The organism is Lacimicrobium sp. SS2-24, assembly GCF_002201535.1.
Lineage (GTDB): Bacteria > Pseudomonadota > Gammaproteobacteria > Enterobacterales > Alteromonadaceae > Lacimicrobium.
The window spans coordinates 103,359-121,416 of the sequence record NZ_NIWW01000009.1; the positions used below are offsets into that span (position 1 = coordinate 103,359).

Below are 18,058 nucleotides of genomic sequence, written 5' to 3' on the forward strand. Positions count from 1 at the left end.
CAAAGACTTTATGCTTTTGTTTGGGTAAGGGCTGACAATCGTGAATGAATACGGCAATGTTGCTTTTCAGCGGAAAATCATAGCTTCCTATCTCGTTAAACTCTTTTAAAGAGAGTTGCTGACCATCGGCCAGCTGTACGGTGATTTTTTGCTCTGCGATGCTCTTATCGCCAATCCGGATTTCAGAGATTTCCGTCACATGAGCATCTTTAAGTCGATTTTTCAGTACAAATCTGACACCGTCACCGGTATTAACTAACGATCCTCTGTTGTAGAGCTGCTTGAGCAACATACTAGGAATAAACATAAAACCACCACCTTTGTTGTGTTTATTATTCAATGACGACGCCATGTGCCATCCCGTATCATGGGGCGGAGCTCAGGCCGAGTGTTTTAAAATATTGTTGATAATATGTTAAAAATCCAATCTTTTATAATTTTTTTACTGATAACAGTGGCTTATATGGAGAATGACGAGTGATTAGGATACAGTCCGGACGTTTTGGCCGGTTGAAGTACTGGTTGCTCACGCTGATGGTTCGATGGGGAAGGCTGCGTCAGGTAGAAATGACCCGCGCTGAACTGGATGACATGCTCGCCCCCCACCTGCCATTACACTTTGATATCAGAGTGCCCCGTGGCGTGGGGCGGATAAAGGTGATCGCAGCACAAACTGAACTTGGCGGCGACGATACCATTGAAGTCGCCTTGACCTGCGAGTTTAATATCACTGTGCTGGGCTATCCCATGTATCAGGCCCATTTACTGATTCTCATCCGCGCACTTCCTGGCTTCGATAAAGCATCAGGCACCATCTTTGCTGAACACATAAAACTGGTGCAAATCCATCTTATCAAAGACAGCTATGCCCTGATAAAGGATGCCAGAGAAATCATGACTGCCTTGCTTCCCCGCCCACTTGGGGGAATGTTTAATCTGGGTATCGAACTCAGTATCAGCAGTGCCCTCACCTTGCTGGAAAACAGCCTCTATGGTGATATGGGGGAGTATATGAAGCTGTATATCAACGGCAGTAAGCAGCGCGTGCTGGACTACCATAAACCACAAATTGAACAGCAGCTACTGGCCTATCTGGATAAGCATCAACCCGCTTACACACTGGATAAGACATTATTGGATGAACGACTTTTCGCCGAATATGGTCAGCAAATAAAAGCAGAAAAAGATCATTTGCTGTTTTTATTCTAACCGCGTGATTGTCGAACTGACCTTACCCTGTCAATCACCTCTGCCGCCATAACCGATCAGCGACAGCGGTATACCTCATAGTCGCGGCTGCCGTTTTTAATATCACTGGCGATTCGCAGCGCATTTCCCCCCATTTTCATGGCTTCATTGCGGGCCAGCTGCAGGAGTTCGGCTGCCATCTTTTCCTCGTCCCGCTCAACAAAAGCAATTTTGTCTATAACCTGGGCAGAGGCCACACCCAGTTTCTTGCACTGTGACAGTTGTGACAGCGACAACAGTTCAATCTGCTCGCTCCCGGGCAGACTCTCCACAGAAGCACAGCCACACAGCCATAGCAGTGAGGCCATTCCCACTGCCTTAAGCCCTTTAAATCTGTTAAGAGTGACCATTTTCATGAATTTCCTGTTCCGCAACAATCGAACGCACTTCTTCTTCCACATGCTCACCAATATCATCAATAGTCAGACTTGGGTCATCGACACATTTCTCAAGCATATCAAAGGCTTCATTGAAGTAATGAGCCATGTTTTCAAGAGAGTTGATGCGCCTGTCAGTGCAAACTAATCCAATATTGGCCGTATTACCATAAGTCAGCAACGTGATGTTCACGCCTCCACCTGGCGTAATCGTAGAGATAGGATAGACAGCCAGCAGTTCTGCATCTTTCAAATACCGCTTCTGCTTGGGACCGGGAACATTGGAAATCAGAATGTTAGCAATCGGTCTGAACCAGTCAGATACCCGTAACAATTCAAATACCAAAGCCACCGACTGAATCACAATGGTATAATAGGCAAATGCGCCAGGCTCAGAACGACGGGCCGCATGCTTTACGATGCGATGGTTCTCAATGATCTGGCGTAGGCGCAAATAGGGGTCGGTTTCACCATGGGCGAGCATTACCGGTACGATGGCAATTTTATTCCCGCCGACCTGCTCTCCGGGCTTACGCAAGTTAATGGGCATGTTGGTATACAAAGCCCGTTTGAAGCTATGTCCGTAATCTTTCAAAAAGCGGTGTACACCAATATCAAAACAGCACAACAGAATCTCATTGGCCGAAGCACGCAGGCGTTTTGACAGTGCCTGAACACGCGAAAAATCGAGGTCTGCTGTGGCTACCACCCTGCCCTTATGCACCTGCCCGGTCAACACCGTTCGGGTGCCGGTAAACGGAACCGGCATATAGTGGGTGTTGATGCGGAGCAATTTGACCAGGATCCTGAAAAGGATCCACACCAGATCGGTAATGGTCCGGATAAAGTGCCAGGTTTTAGCCACGGCGCCTTTGAACCAGTGACGCGGGCGGCGATCTCTGTACGGCTGCTCAATAGCCCAAACCGGCACAAACTCCTTGTCGCAGGGCTCATCACGGTAGGCTGCCTGAAACCAGCGGATCAGTGTGGCACCATCACCGTACATATGGTGAATCTTGACATAGATGGAAAATTGACGTCCCTGCCGACTACTGATGATATGGTATTGCCACAAGGGCTTCGTGCGATCAAGACATGGCTCATGCAGGCGCGCAATGAAACGATGTAACTGCTGGCGGTCCGAGACATCATCAATTTCATGCAATTGCACATGATACTCCATATCCAGCTTATCGATGGGCTTTAACGCCCAGGGAAAGCCCAATACCGTCTTCACCACTGTATTAAATGGGCTGGTAGCCTGTTCGAAGCTTCTGAAAGTACTCACCAGCTCAGGCAGGTAGTTCTCATCTGCCCCTTCGGGCAAAGCCAGAATTTGCAGGCTGGCAACATGCTTTGGGCTGTCTTCACTCTCGGTAATCCAAAAGGCCTTGTCTAAAAAACTGATTTTTTTACTCATCGGTGTCTTCCCGATTAACACTCAACTCACTGATCAGCTGTCTGAGCTCCTCTTCCTTAGCCTCACCCGGCGTCAGGTAGGGATGTAGCAGAAACAGAATACTGTCCAGACACTTTTGGATAAAACCTTTTTGATCAAGCACTTGTTCTTTAATCAGATAGTAGTTGGCCGCCTGACTGAATACCAGCCCTATTTGCTCACTCAAAGGGTTCAGGGCGTCCCCAGGCAGACTGAGTTGTCCACTTTGACTAAGGTACTCCAGCTGATTCGTCACCGTTTCTTCGCGGGTTTGCAGTAATTGTCTGAATTTTTTCGCCAGCGGCGGATATTTTTCCATCAGGTCAGAGGGGTTACGATACAAAAAACGGAACAGTGAGGAGCAATCCAGCGTCATATACAGGAAACAGAAAAAGTCATGCAATGAGAGATCGTTGCTGGGGGCGGCGAGAATATGACTCAGCTTATGCCGGTACATATCGAACAAGGCAAGCACGATGACTTCCTTACCCTTGAAATGGTAGTACAAATTGCCAGGGCTGATGTCCAGCTCCATAGCGATATCCACACTGGTTACCCTAGCCTCACCATGTTCGTTAAACAGTTCCAGGCTGGTAAACAGAATCCGTTCTGCGGTCTTACTTGCCACGGTGAGTCTCCCACATAGTCAACGACGTCCGAATCAGGCTGATTAAGCAATAATCACCAGCCTAGCCCTAATCTGAAACAATGAAAACCCTATTGTGGATACATCACAGCGCTTTTACTTTAAACCCCCGCTGCTGGAATTGAGGTATCAGACCATCCTCACCGGGTAAATGGAGGGCCCCCACCAGCACAAAATAAGTGTGGGGTGTATCAAACAAAACCAGCAATTGTCGCATCCACTCTGTATTTCGCTTTTTTATCAGCGTGTCATAAACCTGAGGATAGTGTCCTTGCATTGGCGCGATACCGAGGCGCTCCAACTGCTGCAGATCTCCGTTTTGCCATGCAGCGCGAAGCAGTGCCAGGCTGTCTGACATCTCATCGATTTCGTTCAGGGTAAACTGTATGAATTGATCCGGGTTTTCACTGCCCATATTAACCACAAATGCCAGTTGCTGTTCAGGGGTTTCCAATTCGCTGACAGGTTTATTATCGGCTTGGGCCCTCAGGAAAAAATGGTTATCCACCCCCGCCTCAGTCAGACCCAGACGCTGTAATTCCTGCATTGTTAATGTCAGTGCAACCAGTGCAGGCTTCGCTGACTTAAAAGCGTCAGGTGGCAGCCCCTTCTCTTTCAGCACAGCCTGCAGTGCAGCATAGGTAGCGGGGCGTAACAAATCAGACAGTTGCTGTCCATCCTGTAACGAAAATCCGTCCGCCATAGCCTGCTGGAATGAGGGCGAAGTCAAAGCCTGCTGATCCGTTTCAAAAACCAACCGCTGAGATTGTGCATAGGCGTATTGATAAGCGGCATCCAGAGGGTAATCCTGTTCACTCAGCAGGTGCAATGTTCCGGCCAGATACAGGACGTTGCCTTTGGGTGACGTCACTTCCCATACTGCTGCGGCCTGAGCCACACTGGTCCACAAGCACATTGATATCGCTGACAACAGGATGCGTGTCATCGCTTTAATATACATAAGGTTCAGCCACCGAAGACGAAGTACAGTTGCGCAAAACCCGCCAGCATCCCCAGTATTGCGCCAACCACGATCAACTTCCATTCATCCTGCTTATAAGCAGGACGCAACACCCCTTCAAACTCTTCGGGTGTCAGGCCTTCCATTTTTACGCACAGATCATCACCGATATTCAATGCCTCATTGGCATAGTCATGGGCGTAGCGCAGAAACTTATCGGAATCCTCAAACAAACGCTGAACCGCCAGCTCTTTCATACGGAAATAGTCCTGCGATCCTACGCTCAGTGCAAAGTAGGGCTGTGCAACCGCTACATAACGTTCAATGGCATCATTGACGTGCAACTCGATCAGTTCCAGCAGTTGCGCCGAACCGGAACCTTTGAGCACAGCATGCGTAATCGTCTGAGAATTCAGCAGCCGCTGCTGAATGATATCGGAGTAGACCCTGGAGACTTCTTTTTGGCGCTTAAGAAACATGCCCTGAAAGGTGAAGATACCCACTTTAGTGGGTCTTTTGGGCTCAAATATGATTTTGATGGCTATCCAGTTGGTGGCGTAGCCCACGACCAGCCCGCCCAAAGGCAGAATCCACCAGAACTGGTAAAAATACCATACCACCATGGTTGGCAGACCGAAGAGAAAGCCAAAATACAAACCGGAGCGCTCGATAAAAGGAAATTCCCGGGCTCCGGCTTTGAGGAAGATCTCATTGATCAGCTCAGGATCGTCTGAGAGGTGTTCGACGACCAACTCGCGGATATCCAGGATTTCCCCTACATTTTGCTGAAAATCTCTGACCATTTTTGCCACAACGTTGGGCACATCCAGCTCGATGCGGGCATACACCAGGTTCTTACCCTGCACCGGTAATGCTGACCAGAGTGTTGGCGCTGATTCCTGCATCACATCATTAACAATCCGCCTGAGTACCTGTTTCAGACGTCGCTGAATGGCGAGAGTAAGCTGCTCTGCATCCAGACGATTAACGATCTCCTCGACGCTCAGAAGCTTCCCCAAAACCAGTTCCACTTCAATTTCAGCCATCTTACGGCGCTTAGCCGGAATCAGTCCCTGCCAGCCAAAAAAAGGCCGAATCCCCACAAACTCCAACGGATAAAACATCATTTTGACCGCCAGATAGTTGGTAAACCAGCCCACGAAAGCACTGATGATCGGGATCAACAAAAGGATCAATAATTCAACATTCCATTCCATATCAGCTCTGTAGCGCCTATTATTATTAGGGTCGGGTCAGGGCGAGTTGACCGGGTATCAACTCAGGCTAACCACTGAAATTAGAATGGTCAATCTAAAAGCATGAACCTATTGCAATAAGTCTGCGTATTCACACCATTCCGCGGAATTAGGTTGTCCTTTCAAATTATTTAGCGTGAAATCAGTATTATTGATAAACCATCCAGGCAGCAGTAAATGGCCATGAAAAACACTCTTCAAAAGCTGGAACACACCATCGCCACAGCGCAAAGCTATGCGGAATTTCTGCAAGCCAGCCTGGAGCATGACCGTTTGTCTGGCGCCGATGCATGGAAGGCGGAAGATAAATCCCGGGATTATGACTATAAACTGATACGAAAACGTGTTCAGCGCATGAAAGACGCCCGGACCCGCAACGATGCACCTGGTCTGATGTTTATTCTTCATGAAGGCATACACGGCAACCTGGGCAATATTGCCAATCCTGACCTGACCCATTACTGCAAAGTGGGCACAAAGCACCTTATTCAGGAGTTTCTCGACGAAGTCTGCGCAGCGCTCGATTTTATTTATGCCGCCGATGAGCAGGATATCGACTTCCATGAAAAATTGTCTTTCTTTGAGGAAACGGCCTTTGCCTATGGTCAGAGTTGTCTGATGCTCAGTGGTGGGGCCGGCCTGGGATTTTTTCATTGTGGCGTCGTACGTTCATTGATTGAGCACGACTTGTTGCCAGAGGTCATCTCTGGGGCCAGTGCTGGCTCTATTATTGCGGCTCTGGTTGCCACCCGAACCGATCAACAGCTGCTGGAACTGCTCACTGCCGAAAATATCCACCAGCGGTTCCAGAAATGGAGTACCTGGCGTGGTCCCGGTAAAGGGAGCTGGCTGGACAGCACGAATCTGGAAAACGCACTGATAGAACTCTTCGATTTGATCACCTTCGAGGATGCGTATAATCTCACCGGACGCAAAGTCACCATCACCGTATCGCCGGCAGATTTACATCAGTATTCACGGTTACTGAATGCGAAAACCTCACCGAATGCCATTATTACTCAGGCTGTGCGTGCATCGTGCGCCATTCCCTGGGTATTTTCCCCGGTTCAATTGAAAGCCCGCAACCAGGCCGGCGAAATTGTTCCTTATATCCCTAATCGCAAATTCGCCGATGGCTCATTGATGGCGGATATGCCTTTCAACCGGCTGGCCCGTCTGTATGGTGTCAACCACAGCATCGTCAGCCAGACCAATCCTCTGGCAGTGCCCTTTTTATCGCGCACCAAACAGCGCAGCAAGGGGCTGTTCTCATTAACCAAGAAACATCTGGTCAATCTGGCGAAAAGCAACAGCGTGTATGCCTTTGATGTAATGGAAAACCTGATCCCCGGGCGCGCCACGAAACTGGGCATTCATAAGCTGCGCTCGATTATCGACCAGCAATATGTGGGCGACATTAATATTCTGCCTGAACGAGGGTTGGGGAGCCTGAAATACCTGTTAACCAATCCCACCGAGGATGGATTAAGGGCCCTTATCCGGGCGGGCGAAAAGGCGACCTGGCCTCAGCTTGATTTAATTGAGCGCAGTACCAAAATCAGTAAGACTTTTAATCATTACCTGAAGCGCCTGAAAACCCGGGAAGCGCGCATTTTGTCTGGCCAGGAAGTCAGACCAAAGCTGGCGAATACCGGCAGTTAGCCCAGTGCAATTAATGGGCAACCACTAGCGCCGCTGCCTTGCCGCCTTTACAGTCCAACTGCGGGCCTTGTGTGGTCATAACACTAAGGCAATGGCGCAACCACTTGTACCCAGGTTTCACTCTTGTATTTGCTCTGTGATATCCAGCAATGCCGGCTCCATGAGCCGATAGACCCAGGCTGACTGACCACTTTTAAGTGTCAGCTTTACTCTTTCGTACCGCACGCCAAGGCGTTCATAGCGATCCAGATCTCTAAGCTCCTCGGCGTTGACATGAATAACAACACCCGGCGTAGTAGCTCCCTTACTGGGCTCAATGTTAAGTGCCTGCTTACGGTAGCCTGGTAACTCAGCCGGCTCGGCTTTACCGGCGCGCCCCATAACCAGCCAGCGTACCCAACGATGTGTAAGCGTGCCGTAAACAAACACGGGGTGGCGCACATTGTCCTCAATAACAGGCAGCCCTTTGGGCGGTGTATAACCATATGAGCTGGCAAAGGTAAACCAAAGGTAAGCCAAGCCCGCTGTCAGCAGCACTGCAATTGAAATGATGAGGTATCGTACAGATCGTTTCATGGCAACTATCTTCTTTGGGTCTGGGCACATTCTGTCAGACAGGGCCCAAACATTGTCATAGATTCGTACCATTTTCCATTTGCGCTGACTGCGCTCTTCAAAAGATGGTTGCGCCAGTGGCACATACGCCGCTTACCTAAGGCCGGCATTCTCCAAAAAAAGATCTTAAAATCTGCACCTTATGGGCGTTACCCTTCAGGCATTTTCTCATAAGCCTGGATATAGTTAACCGATTCACTGGCACAGCACCGCCAGCGCTGTGTGAAAGGGTTAAAACGCATGCCCGTGCTAGCAAGCTGGCGAGTATGGTGGGCTTCGGCCATGGTTCTTAATTCGTCGGGTTTGACAAAAAAACGCCAGTCATGGGTCCCGCGGGGCAGGTAGTTCATGACATACTCGGCCCCGATGATGGCCACAACAAAACTCTTCAGGGTTCGATTTAAGGTAGCCAACAACAGTAATCCACCGGGCCTGACCAACTGACAACAGTCATCAATCAGTTGCTTTTGATCCGGCACATGTTCAACCACCTCAGCATTGATCACCACATCAAATTGCCTTTTTTGTACGAGCAGTTCGCTGGCAAGACCATGACGGTACTCAACACTCACGCCCTGTTTTTCAGCATGACGTTTTGCCACTTCAATACTGACGCCACTGGCGTCAATTCCGGTCACGGTGGCGCCACTGAGCGCGAGCGGCTCTGCCAATAATCCCCCGCCACAACCAATGTCCAATATTTCCAGCCCCTCCAATGACCCGGATTCTGCGTCCTGATGATGAACATGGCGTTGAATCTGTTGCTTAATCCAGTGTAATCGCGTCTGATTAAAAGCTAATACTGTTTTAAATTTCCCACTGGGATCCCACCATGCCTCAGCTAAGGCATTAAATTTTTCGATCTCCTTTACCGAGACATTGGCGTGGTTATCCATTGGCGGTTGTAACCGACTTTTATCTAACATCTTATTCTGCTTCACTGTCTGTGTATGAAGACCATAAGGTGAGAACCTTTAGTCTGCACGTTTAGTCATTTGATACGTAAAATCCAACAGAGGGATTACTATGGCAAGGATAAAAAATGTATTGGGACAACCGTTGCAGTTGTGTTGTGGTAATGGTGGCTTCACCCGGGAAGGCTTTTGCTACGTGCCAGCGAGCGATATCGGTAATCACAGTGTCTGTGCCATTATGACCGATGCCTTTCTTCAATATTCCCGGGCGCAGGGCAATGACCTGATGACGCCGAATCCGCTATACGACTTTCCGGGCCTCAAGGCAGGGGATCGATGGTGCTTGTGCGCAGGGCGCTGGTTGCAAGCAGAACAGGCGGGCGTTGCCCCACCCGTCATCCTGGCTGCCGTCAACGAGGCCGCATTGTCAGTGATACCGATTGAAACCCTGCAACGCTATGCCGCTTCTTAATACCCTATGCCTGAACCGGGGGCATAAAAAAAGCCCGCAGGCTAACGGGCTTTTTTAAGGTTTATTCTGATATCAGCTGTTACTGCCGCGCTTGGAGGCTGTACTGGCTGATTTAGTGCCGCTGGCACTGCTGCGACGCGTCGTCGTTTTACGCTGCGTGCCGGAGCCCTTGCTACTCGCCGAAGAGCGGGTGTTACCGCTCGATTGGCTTTTACTGGTGCTGGCCGTGCTGGTTGTCTTCTTAGCACTGGAGGTGCCCGTTGATGCGGAGGCACTCTTGCTAGCCGCTGATTTTGCTGCAGCAGTCTTTTTGGCCTGCTCGGCTTTTTTCTGCTCCTGCTCCACGTTTTTGACCAGTGCTTCGAGCGTGTTCAGAGCTTGGTTCAGCTTATCCGTAGCCTGCTCCAATTGTTGCTGCCCTGGATTGAGGCTGGCACGAATTGCTGCCAGTCTCTGCTCCAGCCATGCAGGCGGTTGCAAGCGTTTCTTCAGATCGGCTTCCACCAGCTGTCCACGGCTAACCAGACTATCCAGGGTCGAGCCGGTGCCTTCAACCAGTTGATCGAGCTTTTCCGCCGCCACATCCCGACCAGCATCGTAACTTCCCAGTCCTGCCAACCAAGTATTGCGCCCGTTTTTTTCGATTTTCTTGACTGTCTTCACCAAAACTCTCCTTTTAAGTCGGTCTGATTCGCCGTTACCCGTTGGCACGGCGATAACATTCAGCCACTCCCTGGCACGTTCTCCATTGCTTCAGATAGTGCTCTTACTTCTGCTTTTCGGCCAGAGTGGCTACAGCAGCAGTCAGCGCATCAATGCGTGCAGACAGTTCATCAACTTTCTGCTCCATTTCTGGCTTGTCCAGGCCGAGCTTCTGACGAACTTCGGCAACGCGGGCTTCAACGTTCGTTTTAGCCTTGATTTTGCCTTTCGCTTCGGTTTCCAATTTGGTACCTTTAGCTACCAGTTCATCAAACATTTTTGATGCGTCGGCATTGAGCTTTTCGTAACGTCCCTGAACTTCGTCCAGGCTCTTACCATAGGCACCCAGGCCTGCCAGCCAGATTTTACGGGCAAAGTCTTCGGCGTCGTTTACTGTGTTTTTAATGCTGTCTAATTTAGTCATGGTTGGTCTCCGTTATGTATCAACGATGCTAAGATTACGCTGCCAAATTAGAATCCGCATACTAACTGTACAATTTTTCCTGAAATCTGCAGAAATAAAACTTATCTCATTGATAAATATAGATTTAAAAATTCTTGTTTTTATCACTCCGGACTGAGTTGTAACATTCTTTGTCGACGTGGGAACTGCGCTTCGAATTCGCTCTCCAAGTCATCGCAGAGAATACATATCGCCACGTTCACCTTGGATTACGGGTAAATGACCCCATAACAACTGGCTAATCATGCCGGTTTAACGCAAGCTCATGTCGCTACATGTGACAAACAATAAGCTAAAAAGCACAACACGATTTGGAAGGGCAATGGCAGTAGAACAATTTAAGCAACTTCAACGTTATCTGGATGCCCAGGTTCTGGGCCAATCCACCCTCACCCGCAATATCCTGATTGCCTTGCTGGCAGATGGGCATCTCTTGGTTGAAGGCCCACCCGGATTGGCGAAAACCCGTGCGGTAAACGCTCTGGCCAAGGGTATAGAAGGAGACTTTCACCGTGTTCAGTTTACACCGGATTTGTTGCCCGCTGATCTGACCGGTACTGATATCTATCGCCCGGAAGACGGCTCTTTCGTATTCCAGCAAGGTCCCTTATTTCATAACCTGGTGTTGGCCGATGAAATCAACCGCGCCCCGGCGAAAGTGCAGTCTGCCCTGCTCGAAGCCATGGCAGAGCGACAAATCACCGTGGGCAATAAGACCTATGCGTTGCCGCCGTTGTTTCTGGTGATGGCAACACAGAACCCCATTGAGCAGGAGGGTACCTACCCCTTGCCTGAAGCCCAACTAGACCGCTTTTTGATGCATCTGGAAATTGATTATCCCGGGGCCGAGACGGAACTTGAGATTCTGCGTCTTACCCGCAACGAAGCTTTGCACCTTAAGCAAGTCGCCGCGCCTAACCTGAAGCAAGAAGATATCTTCGCCGCCAGAGAAGAGGTGCTGCAGATTCACCTGGCCGAGGCATTGGAGCAGTATCTGGTGCAACTCATCATGGCGACACGGTTACCTGAGAAGCTGGACGAAGAATTAGCCGGCTGGATTGAATTTGGCGCCAGCCCCCGCGCAACCATTTCTCTTGACCGCTGCGCGCGCGCACATGCCTGGCTGGCGGGTCGCGACTTTGTAGGTCCTGATGATATTCAGGCGGTGTTTGCCAATGTTCTGCGTCATCGCTTATTGCTCAGCTATGAGGCTGAGGCGCAGGGCATTACCGCAAATACTGTCCTGGCCCGAATCCTGGAACTGGTTCCGGTACCATAGGAGTTGTCTGTGCAGGAGATAACCCAATGGCTTGAGCGACATCAGACCGATGGCGTCAATCTGACATTGACCGAGTTGCTTCATTATCAGAGCAAGACAGCCATGCTGGATCTGAGTCCCAGAAAAACCATTCAGTCCAAGCTTGCTGGCACCTATCTGGCTAAAACCCGTGGTCGTGGCATGGAGTTTGATGAGGCCCGCCATTACCAACCCGGGGATGATATCCGCGCCATAGACTGGCGCGTGACGGCACGCACCGGTAAGACTCATACCAAGCTGTACCAGGAAGAGAAAGAGCGCCCCATTTTCGTGCTCACCGATCTCAGTGCCAGCATGCATTTCGGCACCCAGTTCGTGTTTAAGTCGGTTCAGGCTGCCCATTTGAGTGCCCTGATTGCCTGGTCAGCAAGAAAGCGCGGCGATCGTATTGGTGGCCTAATTTATAATCAGACAGAACATCTAGAATACAAGCCCATGACGCGGCAAAAGGCGGTACTGTCACTGCTCAATGGCCTGCTTAAACTGCATGCCCGGTCGACCCAATCGCCCCAAGTCAATTTTACCGAGGCCTGCGCAAGAATGCGGCGCATGGCACACCCCGGCAGCCTGATTTTTATCATCAGTGATTTTCGTCAGTTTGATGAACAAGCCCGACAGCATTTATTCCAACTCAGTCGCCACTGCGAGCTGGTGGCCTATCCCATCAGCGATCCATTCGAACATGAATTGCCGCAGGTTCAGGTGCCCCAACAAGTCAGTATTACCGACGATCAGGTCACGCGTTCGTTGATCTTAGGGGAGGAGAAGACTGAGACCCTGTACCGCCAGCGCCATCAGCAGCAACTGGCATACCTCCACACCCAATTGAAACAGTGTCGCTGTCAGGTCTTACCCATCAGCTCAGGGTTATCACTGGAATTGCAGTTGGGAGGTAAGCTATGAATACGCCAGCCACTGCGCAGCTGCGGGATATTCATCTGCCCGAAACCGTCGGATGGTGGCCACCGGCACCAGGCTGGTGGTTGCTGGCCCTGTTCCTCATCGTAATAGTGATACTTATCGCTCGCTGGCAGTTGAGAGCCTATCGTTATCGCTGCGCCATCCGTCAGGCATTGCAGGAACTGGAGCAGATCAGTGCCGAGCAGCCGAACTGGCCACAACACCTCAATAGCCTGTTAAAGCGTCTCGCACTAAGCTATTTCCCGCGCGAGCAGACGGCCTCATTGCATCAGCAGCAGTGGCTGGATTTTTTAGTGGAAAGATTACCCAAAGCCAAACAATCTGACTTTGCAGACCGCTACCAGCTGCTGCTGAATAGTCTTTATCAACGCCAGCCAAGCGAGCTGGATATCAAACTTTATAAGACACTGGCCAAAGACTGGATACGCCGGGCCCTGCCACCTGCCAAAAAGGAGGCGAGCCATGTTTGAATTTGCCTGGCTTTGGGCGTTGCTTGCCTTGCCTCTTCCACTTTTGATTAGACTGCTGCCATCCCGTGGACAAGTGCAGACAGCGGCCCTGCGAGTGCCTCAGGTAGACAGCGACCTGCCCGGAGTAACCTTTAGAACGGGAACACACCCTGCCCGTCTTGGACTGGCGGCCCTGGCCTGGATTTGCCTGGTCCTCGCCGCGGCACGGCCACAATGGTTGGGTGAACCGATAAATATTCCCGCAAAAGGCCGCGACCTGATGGTTGCGGTGGACTTGTCCGGCAGCATGAAAGTTGAAGACATGGTGGTTAATGGCCAGCAAGTGGACCGACTAAAAATGATCAAACACGTATTGGGCGATTTCATTCAACGTCGCGTGGGTGACCGTCTTGGACTGATATTGTTTGCGGATACCGCGTATCTGCAAGCTCCCCTTACCTACGACAGAGACACAGTTGCCCAGCTTCTGGATGAGACTGTCATCGGCTTAGTGGGCGATCAGACGGCCATTGGCGATGCCATCGGCCTGGCGGTTAAACGCTTTGAAACCCGCGAGGAGTCTAATCGCATACTGATTTTGCTCACAGACGGTCAGAACACGGCAGGGAACATCAGTCCTGAGCAGGCCAATGAACTGGCGGTGGCGAACAAGGTGACCATTTACCCCATTGGTGTGGGTGCAGATCAAATGCTGGTACAGAGCTTCTTTGGCAATCGTCGGGTCAATCCCTCTGCAGATCTGGACGAGGATATGCTTACTGAGCTGGCGAAAAGCACCGGTGGACAGTATTTCCGGGCCCGCGACACACAGAGTCTCGAAGCCATCTATTCACGGCTGGATGAACTCGAACCCATTGCCCGGGAAAGTCGTCAAATGCGACCACAGAGCGCCTTATTTTACTATCCGCTGGCGCTGGCCTTGTTGCTCAGTGTCGCGCTCTGTCTGCCCTCCCTCTGGCAATGGCTTCGTCTGAGGAGGAGAAGCGCAGTATGATGTGGCTCGATGCATTTCATTTTCTTCGTCCGGCATGGCTGCTGGCACTGATCCCACTGTTACTGATTTTTCTGTTGTTGCGCTATCTGCAACGCCATCGCAGTGGCTGGCAAAACGTGTTGGCCCCCCACCTCTATCAACACCTGCTGAGCGCTCGTGGTGGATTAAGAAACAAGCCTCCTTTATACCTGTTGGGACTGGCCTGGGTCATTGCCTGTCTGGCGCTGGCAGGTCCCACCTGGGAACGTCTGCCGCAACCCGTCTACCAGTTACACACCGGTAAAGTCGTGGTCATGGACATGTCCTTTTCAATGCGGGCGACAGATATCACCCCGGATCGTCTCACCCGGGCCAGATATAAAGCCATCGACTTGATTAAGCAGATCACCGAGGGGGAAACCGGTCTGGTGGCCTATGCCGGCGATGCCTTTGTGATCAGCCCATTAAGCACTGACAGTGAAACCCTGATCAGTCTTATCCCTGCGCTATCCCCCGAGATCATGCCGGTCCCGGGCAGTGATCCGCAAAGCGGTATTCAATTGGCTATCGAGTTGCTGCAAAGCGCCGGCTACCAGGAAGGCGAAATATTCTGGCTCACCGACGGTGTGGAAATGGCCCAGGTAGCTCCGATAACGCGTCTGATTAATCAGAGTGACTATCGTCTTTCGGTGCTGGCCGTTGGCACAGAAGAAGGTGCGCCAATCTCCCTGCAAAATGGAGAACTGATGAAAGACGGCAGTGGCAGCATTGTGATCCCCAAACTTGAGGCCGACAACCTGCAACTGATCGCACGCCAGGGAGGCGGCGTCTATAGCGCATTGCGAGCGGATGACAGTGATATTGAACGGTTGGTCAACCAGGCACTTTTGAGTCGCGACAAGACCGAGGAGCAACAAAAAGAAGACCATCAGGGGGATCAGTGGTACGAAGCCGGTCCCTACCTTATCCTGCTGCTGTTACCCCTTGCTGCATATGGATTCAGACGGGGATTATTGGGTATAGGCCTGGCCTGCTTGCTGTTCCCCACTGTATACACGCCTCAGGTACAGGCCAGTGTGTGGGAGGACCTGTGGCAACGTGCCGATCAACAGGGACAACAGGCGTTTAACCAGCAAGAGTATGAGAGCGCCGCAGAAAAATTTGACGACCCACTTTGGCAAGGTAGTGCTCATTATCGAAATGGTGACTATGACAAGGCGCTGGAAGCCTTCGCTCGGGCCGAGGGACCGCAAGCCTGGTACAACCGGGGCAACGCTCTGGCACAGCTTGGTCAGCTTGAGGAGGCTATAGAGGCCTATGACAAAGCCCTGGAAGCACAACCCGGACACGAGGATGCTCGTTTCAACAAAGCCTTGCTGGAAAAACAAAAACAGCAGCAGGAAGAACAGCAATCACAGCAGCAGCAGTCTTCTGATCAGAATCAGCAACAAGACAAAGACCAGCAAGGTGAAAGTCAGGACCAACAGGGGCAGCAGAGTCAAAAGTCGTCTGATCAACAAGACCAGAATGCACCACCGGAGTCAGAGCAGTCAGAGCAGTCAGAGCAGCAAACAGAATCACAACCCGAACAACAAGAGCAGCAGGACAGCCAGCAGCAGGCTGAAGAAAAGAATGCATCTGACAATGAAGAGTCCTCTGAACAACCCCAGGCGACACAGGCGCAGGAGCAGCCGCTAACCGATGAAGAGCGTGAACAACAACAGCGACTCGAAAAACTGCTACGCCGCGTGCCCGATGATCCGGCTTACCTGCTCAAACGCAAAATGCTGCTGGAAAATCAGCAACGTCGTCGCCAATCACTTCCAAACAGGTTACAAAGGAACTGGTAATGCAGAATGTATTCCGACCCAAGCAATTCTTGTGGCTACCACTCACCTTGTGGGCACTGCTGTGCGCCACCTCGTACGCTGACGTAACCGAGGTCACCGCAAGTGTGGACAAAAACCCGGCCATGGTCGATGAAGCCATTATTCTTGAGGTGACGGCGAATGATGTGGTGGACAACAACCTGTTCGATGCGTCACCACTGCTTAAGGATTTTGTGGTTGGACGCACTTCCGTCAGTACTCAGACACAAATTATCAATTTCGATATGACCCGCACCACACGATGGACCACACGACTGATCCCGCGTAAGCCCGGGCGTTATACCATTCCGGCGTTTGATATCGCCGGACAGCGCTCTGCTCCGATTGAGCTGATGGTACTACCCGCCAGCCAGGCTACGGCGGATCAGGCCAGAGATATCTATATCGAAGCCGAAGTCGACTTGACAAAAGTGTATCTGCAGCAACAAATACACTATGTTGCTAAGTTGTATTTGTCCCGTGACCTGCAGCGCGGAAGCCTGACCGCGCCGCAGCTGGAAAATGCGGATATTCGCCAGATAGGTAAAGACAAAGAATACTCTGAAATTGCAAAAGGACAGCGCTATCGGGTGATAGAGCGCCGTTTTGCCATCATCCCTCAGTCCAGCGGCAACTTTACCATTGAAGGCCCGATTTTTGATGGTGAGGTGTCTCAGCCCAGTAACCGTTCTTACGGCTTTTTTAACCAGTCGAAAGCCGTCAGCCGGGTTGGTAATGCCATCGACATTGAAGTGCTACCGATGCCGGATAATTATCAGCAGCACTGGTTACCCAGTGAGTATGTGGAATTACATCAGGAATGGCAAAATGGCGGCGACGAATACCGTGTTGGCGAGCCTATTACCCGCATCCTGACGTTAACCGCATTAGGTGTCGTTGAAGAACAGTTACCCGAAATCAACAGCCAATACCCGGCCACAGTAAAAAGTTATCCGGATCAGGCCAGTACCAGCACCGTTGAAAAAGACGATACCCTGGTAGCGCAGCGCCGTGAAACCATCGCAATCATCCCCACACAACCTGGCGAGTTAACCCTGCCGGAAATCCGTGTGCCCTGGTTTAACACCCTCACCGGGCAGACCGAGTATGCCCGGCTACCGGCACAGACTCTCAGCGTTGCCCCGGCACAAATGCCTCAGGGTGGACCTGTGCAGGGCTCTTCAGCACAGACGCCCGCTGCAGCGCCAAAGGATGCTGCTACCGATGCACAGGAGCCGCCAGCCACTGATCGCAGCCACAATACAGAGTTGGAGACCACAACCGGCATCAATTGGTGGGCGCTCACCAGTGGGATCTTACTGGTGCTGTGGGTGCTGACACTAGGACTGTGGTGGAGATACAAACGTACCAGCCCCGTGACAACACAACGGAGCGAGGCGGGTGCCACAAAGCAAGACGAAGCGAAACTTTGGCAGAGTCTGCAACAGGCTGTAAAACAACAAGACAGCAAGGCGGTTATCGACGCTCTCACACCCTGGTTATGTCATCATCTCAACATGCAGGGAACCCTGGCCGAGTGTCAGCAACACCTCAATGACCCAGAACTCAACGAACAGATCAATCATCTTCTGGCCAGTCGTTATGGTAAACAGACTGGTCATTGGCAAGGAAACAAACTGATCGCTTTATTGCAACAACACCGTAAAACATCCAGACAGTCAACACATCGGCCGGGCCATAAACTGGTTTCGCTGAAAATTGAATGACCACTTTTCCCGACAGAAACAGGATTA

General features: G+C 51.0%; 18 protein-coding genes. 9 read left to right on the plus strand and 9 right to left on the minus strand.

Annotation, left to right across the window (positions count from 1 at the left end):
* Nucleotides 1-477: 477 nt before the first annotated feature.
* Nucleotides 478-1,209, plus strand: a complete 732-nt coding sequence (locus CCY32_RS14640) for a DUF1439 domain-containing protein (protein WP_141096240.1) — start codon at nucleotides 478-480, stop codon at nucleotides 1,207-1,209.
* 56 nt (nucleotides 1,210-1,265) lie between these two features.
* On the opposite strand, the gene CCY32_RS14645 is transcribed toward CCY32_RS14640, so the two are convergent.
* The 5 genes from CCY32_RS14645 to CCY32_RS14665 all read right to left on the minus strand — a co-directional run bounded on the left by CCY32_RS14645 (nucleotide 1,266) and on the right by CCY32_RS14665 (nucleotide 5,887).
* The gene (locus CCY32_RS14645) at nucleotides 1,266-1,604 is read right to left on the minus strand and encodes a DUF4156 domain-containing protein (RefSeq protein WP_168171534.1); all 339 of its coding nucleotides are present in this window, start codon (nucleotides 1,602-1,604) and stop codon (nucleotides 1,266-1,268) included.
* Nucleotides 1,585-3,045 carry a wax ester/triacylglycerol synthase domain-containing protein gene (locus CCY32_RS14650; protein ID WP_088331977.1) on the minus strand — a complete coding sequence of 487 codons (1,461 nt, stop codon included), beginning with the start codon at nucleotides 3,043-3,045 and terminating at the stop codon, nucleotides 1,585-1,587. The genes CCY32_RS14645 and CCY32_RS14650 overlap by 20 nt, the downstream gene beginning before the upstream one ends.
* Nucleotides 3,038-3,691, minus strand: a complete 654-nt coding sequence (locus CCY32_RS14655) for a TetR/AcrR family transcriptional regulator (RefSeq protein WP_246840636.1) — start codon at nucleotides 3,689-3,691, stop codon at nucleotides 3,038-3,040. The genes CCY32_RS14650 and CCY32_RS14655 overlap by 8 nt, the downstream gene beginning before the upstream one ends.
* A gap of 103 nt (nucleotides 3,692-3,794) precedes the next feature.
* The gene (locus CCY32_RS14660) at nucleotides 3,795-4,670 is read right to left on the minus strand and encodes a TraB/GumN family protein (protein ID WP_168171535.1); all 876 of its coding nucleotides are present in this window, start codon (nucleotides 4,668-4,670) and stop codon (nucleotides 3,795-3,797) included.
* A 5-nt stretch (nucleotides 4,671-4,675) separates the two neighbouring features.
* Nucleotides 4,676-5,887, minus strand: coding sequence for a DUF445 family protein (locus CCY32_RS14665; protein ID WP_088331980.1), 1,212 nt, complete (start codon nucleotides 5,885-5,887; stop codon nucleotides 4,676-4,678).
* A 216-nt stretch (nucleotides 5,888-6,103) separates the two neighbouring features.
* Between CCY32_RS14665 and CCY32_RS14670 the strand changes: the two genes are divergently transcribed.
* Nucleotides 6,104-7,588 carry a DUF3336 domain-containing protein gene (locus CCY32_RS14670; RefSeq protein ID WP_210401755.1) on the plus strand — a complete coding sequence of 495 codons (1,485 nt, stop codon included), beginning with the start codon at nucleotides 6,104-6,106 and terminating at the stop codon, nucleotides 7,586-7,588.
* 117 nt (nucleotides 7,589-7,705) lie between these two features.
* Here CCY32_RS14670 and CCY32_RS14675 read toward each other — a convergent pair whose 3' ends face one another.
* On the minus strand, nucleotides 7,706-8,164 hold the full coding sequence (locus CCY32_RS14675; RefSeq protein ID WP_168171536.1) for a gamma-glutamylcyclotransferase family protein: 459 nt from the start codon (nucleotides 8,162-8,164) through the stop codon (nucleotides 7,706-7,708).
* Between the two features lie 188 nt (nucleotides 8,165-8,352).
* Nucleotides 8,353-9,129, minus strand: coding sequence for a bifunctional 2-polyprenyl-6-hydroxyphenol methylase/3-demethylubiquinol 3-O-methyltransferase UbiG (gene ubiG, locus CCY32_RS14680; RefSeq protein ID WP_088331984.1), 777 nt, complete (start codon nucleotides 9,127-9,129; stop codon nucleotides 8,353-8,355).
* 100 nt (nucleotides 9,130-9,229) lie between these two features.
* Between ubiG and CCY32_RS14685 the strand changes: the two genes are divergently transcribed.
* A complete protein-coding gene (locus CCY32_RS14685) occupies nucleotides 9,230-9,589 on the plus strand; it encodes a DUF2237 domain-containing protein (RefSeq protein ID WP_088331986.1) in 360 nt (119 codons plus the stop codon).
* 72 nt (nucleotides 9,590-9,661) lie between these two features.
* Here CCY32_RS14685 and CCY32_RS14690 read toward each other — a convergent pair whose 3' ends face one another.
* Both CCY32_RS14690 and CCY32_RS14695 read right to left on the minus strand, forming a co-directional pair.
* Nucleotides 9,662-10,252 (minus strand): hypothetical protein, encoded by a 591-nt coding sequence (locus tag CCY32_RS14690; RefSeq protein ID WP_088331988.1) that lies wholly within the window; start codon nucleotides 10,250-10,252, stop codon nucleotides 9,662-9,664.
* 103 nt (nucleotides 10,253-10,355) lie between these two features.
* Entirely contained in the window at nucleotides 10,356-10,715 is a 360-nt protein-coding gene (locus CCY32_RS14695) for a phasin family protein (RefSeq protein ID WP_088331990.1), read from the minus strand.
* Between the two features lie 361 nt (nucleotides 10,716-11,076).
* Between CCY32_RS14695 and CCY32_RS14700 the strand changes: the two genes are divergently transcribed.
* From CCY32_RS14700 to CCY32_RS14725, 6 genes are read left to right on the plus strand one after another with little or no spacing between them, the layout of a single operon-like run.
* On the plus strand, nucleotides 11,077-12,033 hold the full coding sequence (locus CCY32_RS14700) for a MoxR family ATPase (RefSeq protein WP_088331991.1): 957 nt from the start codon (nucleotides 11,077-11,079) through the stop codon (nucleotides 12,031-12,033).
* A gap of 9 nt (nucleotides 12,034-12,042) precedes the next feature.
* Nucleotides 12,043-12,975 carry a DUF58 domain-containing protein gene (locus CCY32_RS14705; protein WP_088331993.1) on the plus strand — a complete coding sequence of 311 codons (933 nt, stop codon included), beginning with the start codon at nucleotides 12,043-12,045 and terminating at the stop codon, nucleotides 12,973-12,975.
* Nucleotides 12,972-13,463 (plus strand): DUF4381 domain-containing protein, encoded by a 492-nt coding sequence (locus tag CCY32_RS14710; RefSeq protein ID WP_088331995.1) that lies wholly within the window; start codon nucleotides 12,972-12,974, stop codon nucleotides 13,461-13,463. Before CCY32_RS14705 ends, CCY32_RS14710 begins: the two co-directional genes overlap by 4 nt.
* Nucleotides 13,456-14,457: a VWA domain-containing protein gene (locus tag CCY32_RS14715; RefSeq protein ID WP_088331997.1), complete on the plus strand. Its 1,002-nt coding sequence runs from the start codon at nucleotides 13,456-13,458 to the stop codon at nucleotides 14,455-14,457. The genes CCY32_RS14710 and CCY32_RS14715 overlap by 8 nt, the downstream gene beginning before the upstream one ends.
* On the plus strand, nucleotides 14,454-16,286 hold the full coding sequence (locus CCY32_RS14720) for a VWA domain-containing protein (protein WP_088331999.1): 1,833 nt from the start codon (nucleotides 14,454-14,456) through the stop codon (nucleotides 16,284-16,286). The genes CCY32_RS14715 and CCY32_RS14720 overlap by 4 nt, the downstream gene beginning before the upstream one ends.
* Nucleotides 16,286-18,031 (plus strand): BatD family protein, encoded by a 1,746-nt coding sequence (locus tag CCY32_RS14725; protein ID WP_088332001.1) that lies wholly within the window; start codon nucleotides 16,286-16,288, stop codon nucleotides 18,029-18,031. The genes CCY32_RS14720 and CCY32_RS14725 overlap by 1 nt, the downstream gene beginning before the upstream one ends.
* The last annotated feature ends 27 nt before the right edge of the window (nucleotides 18,032-18,058 follow it).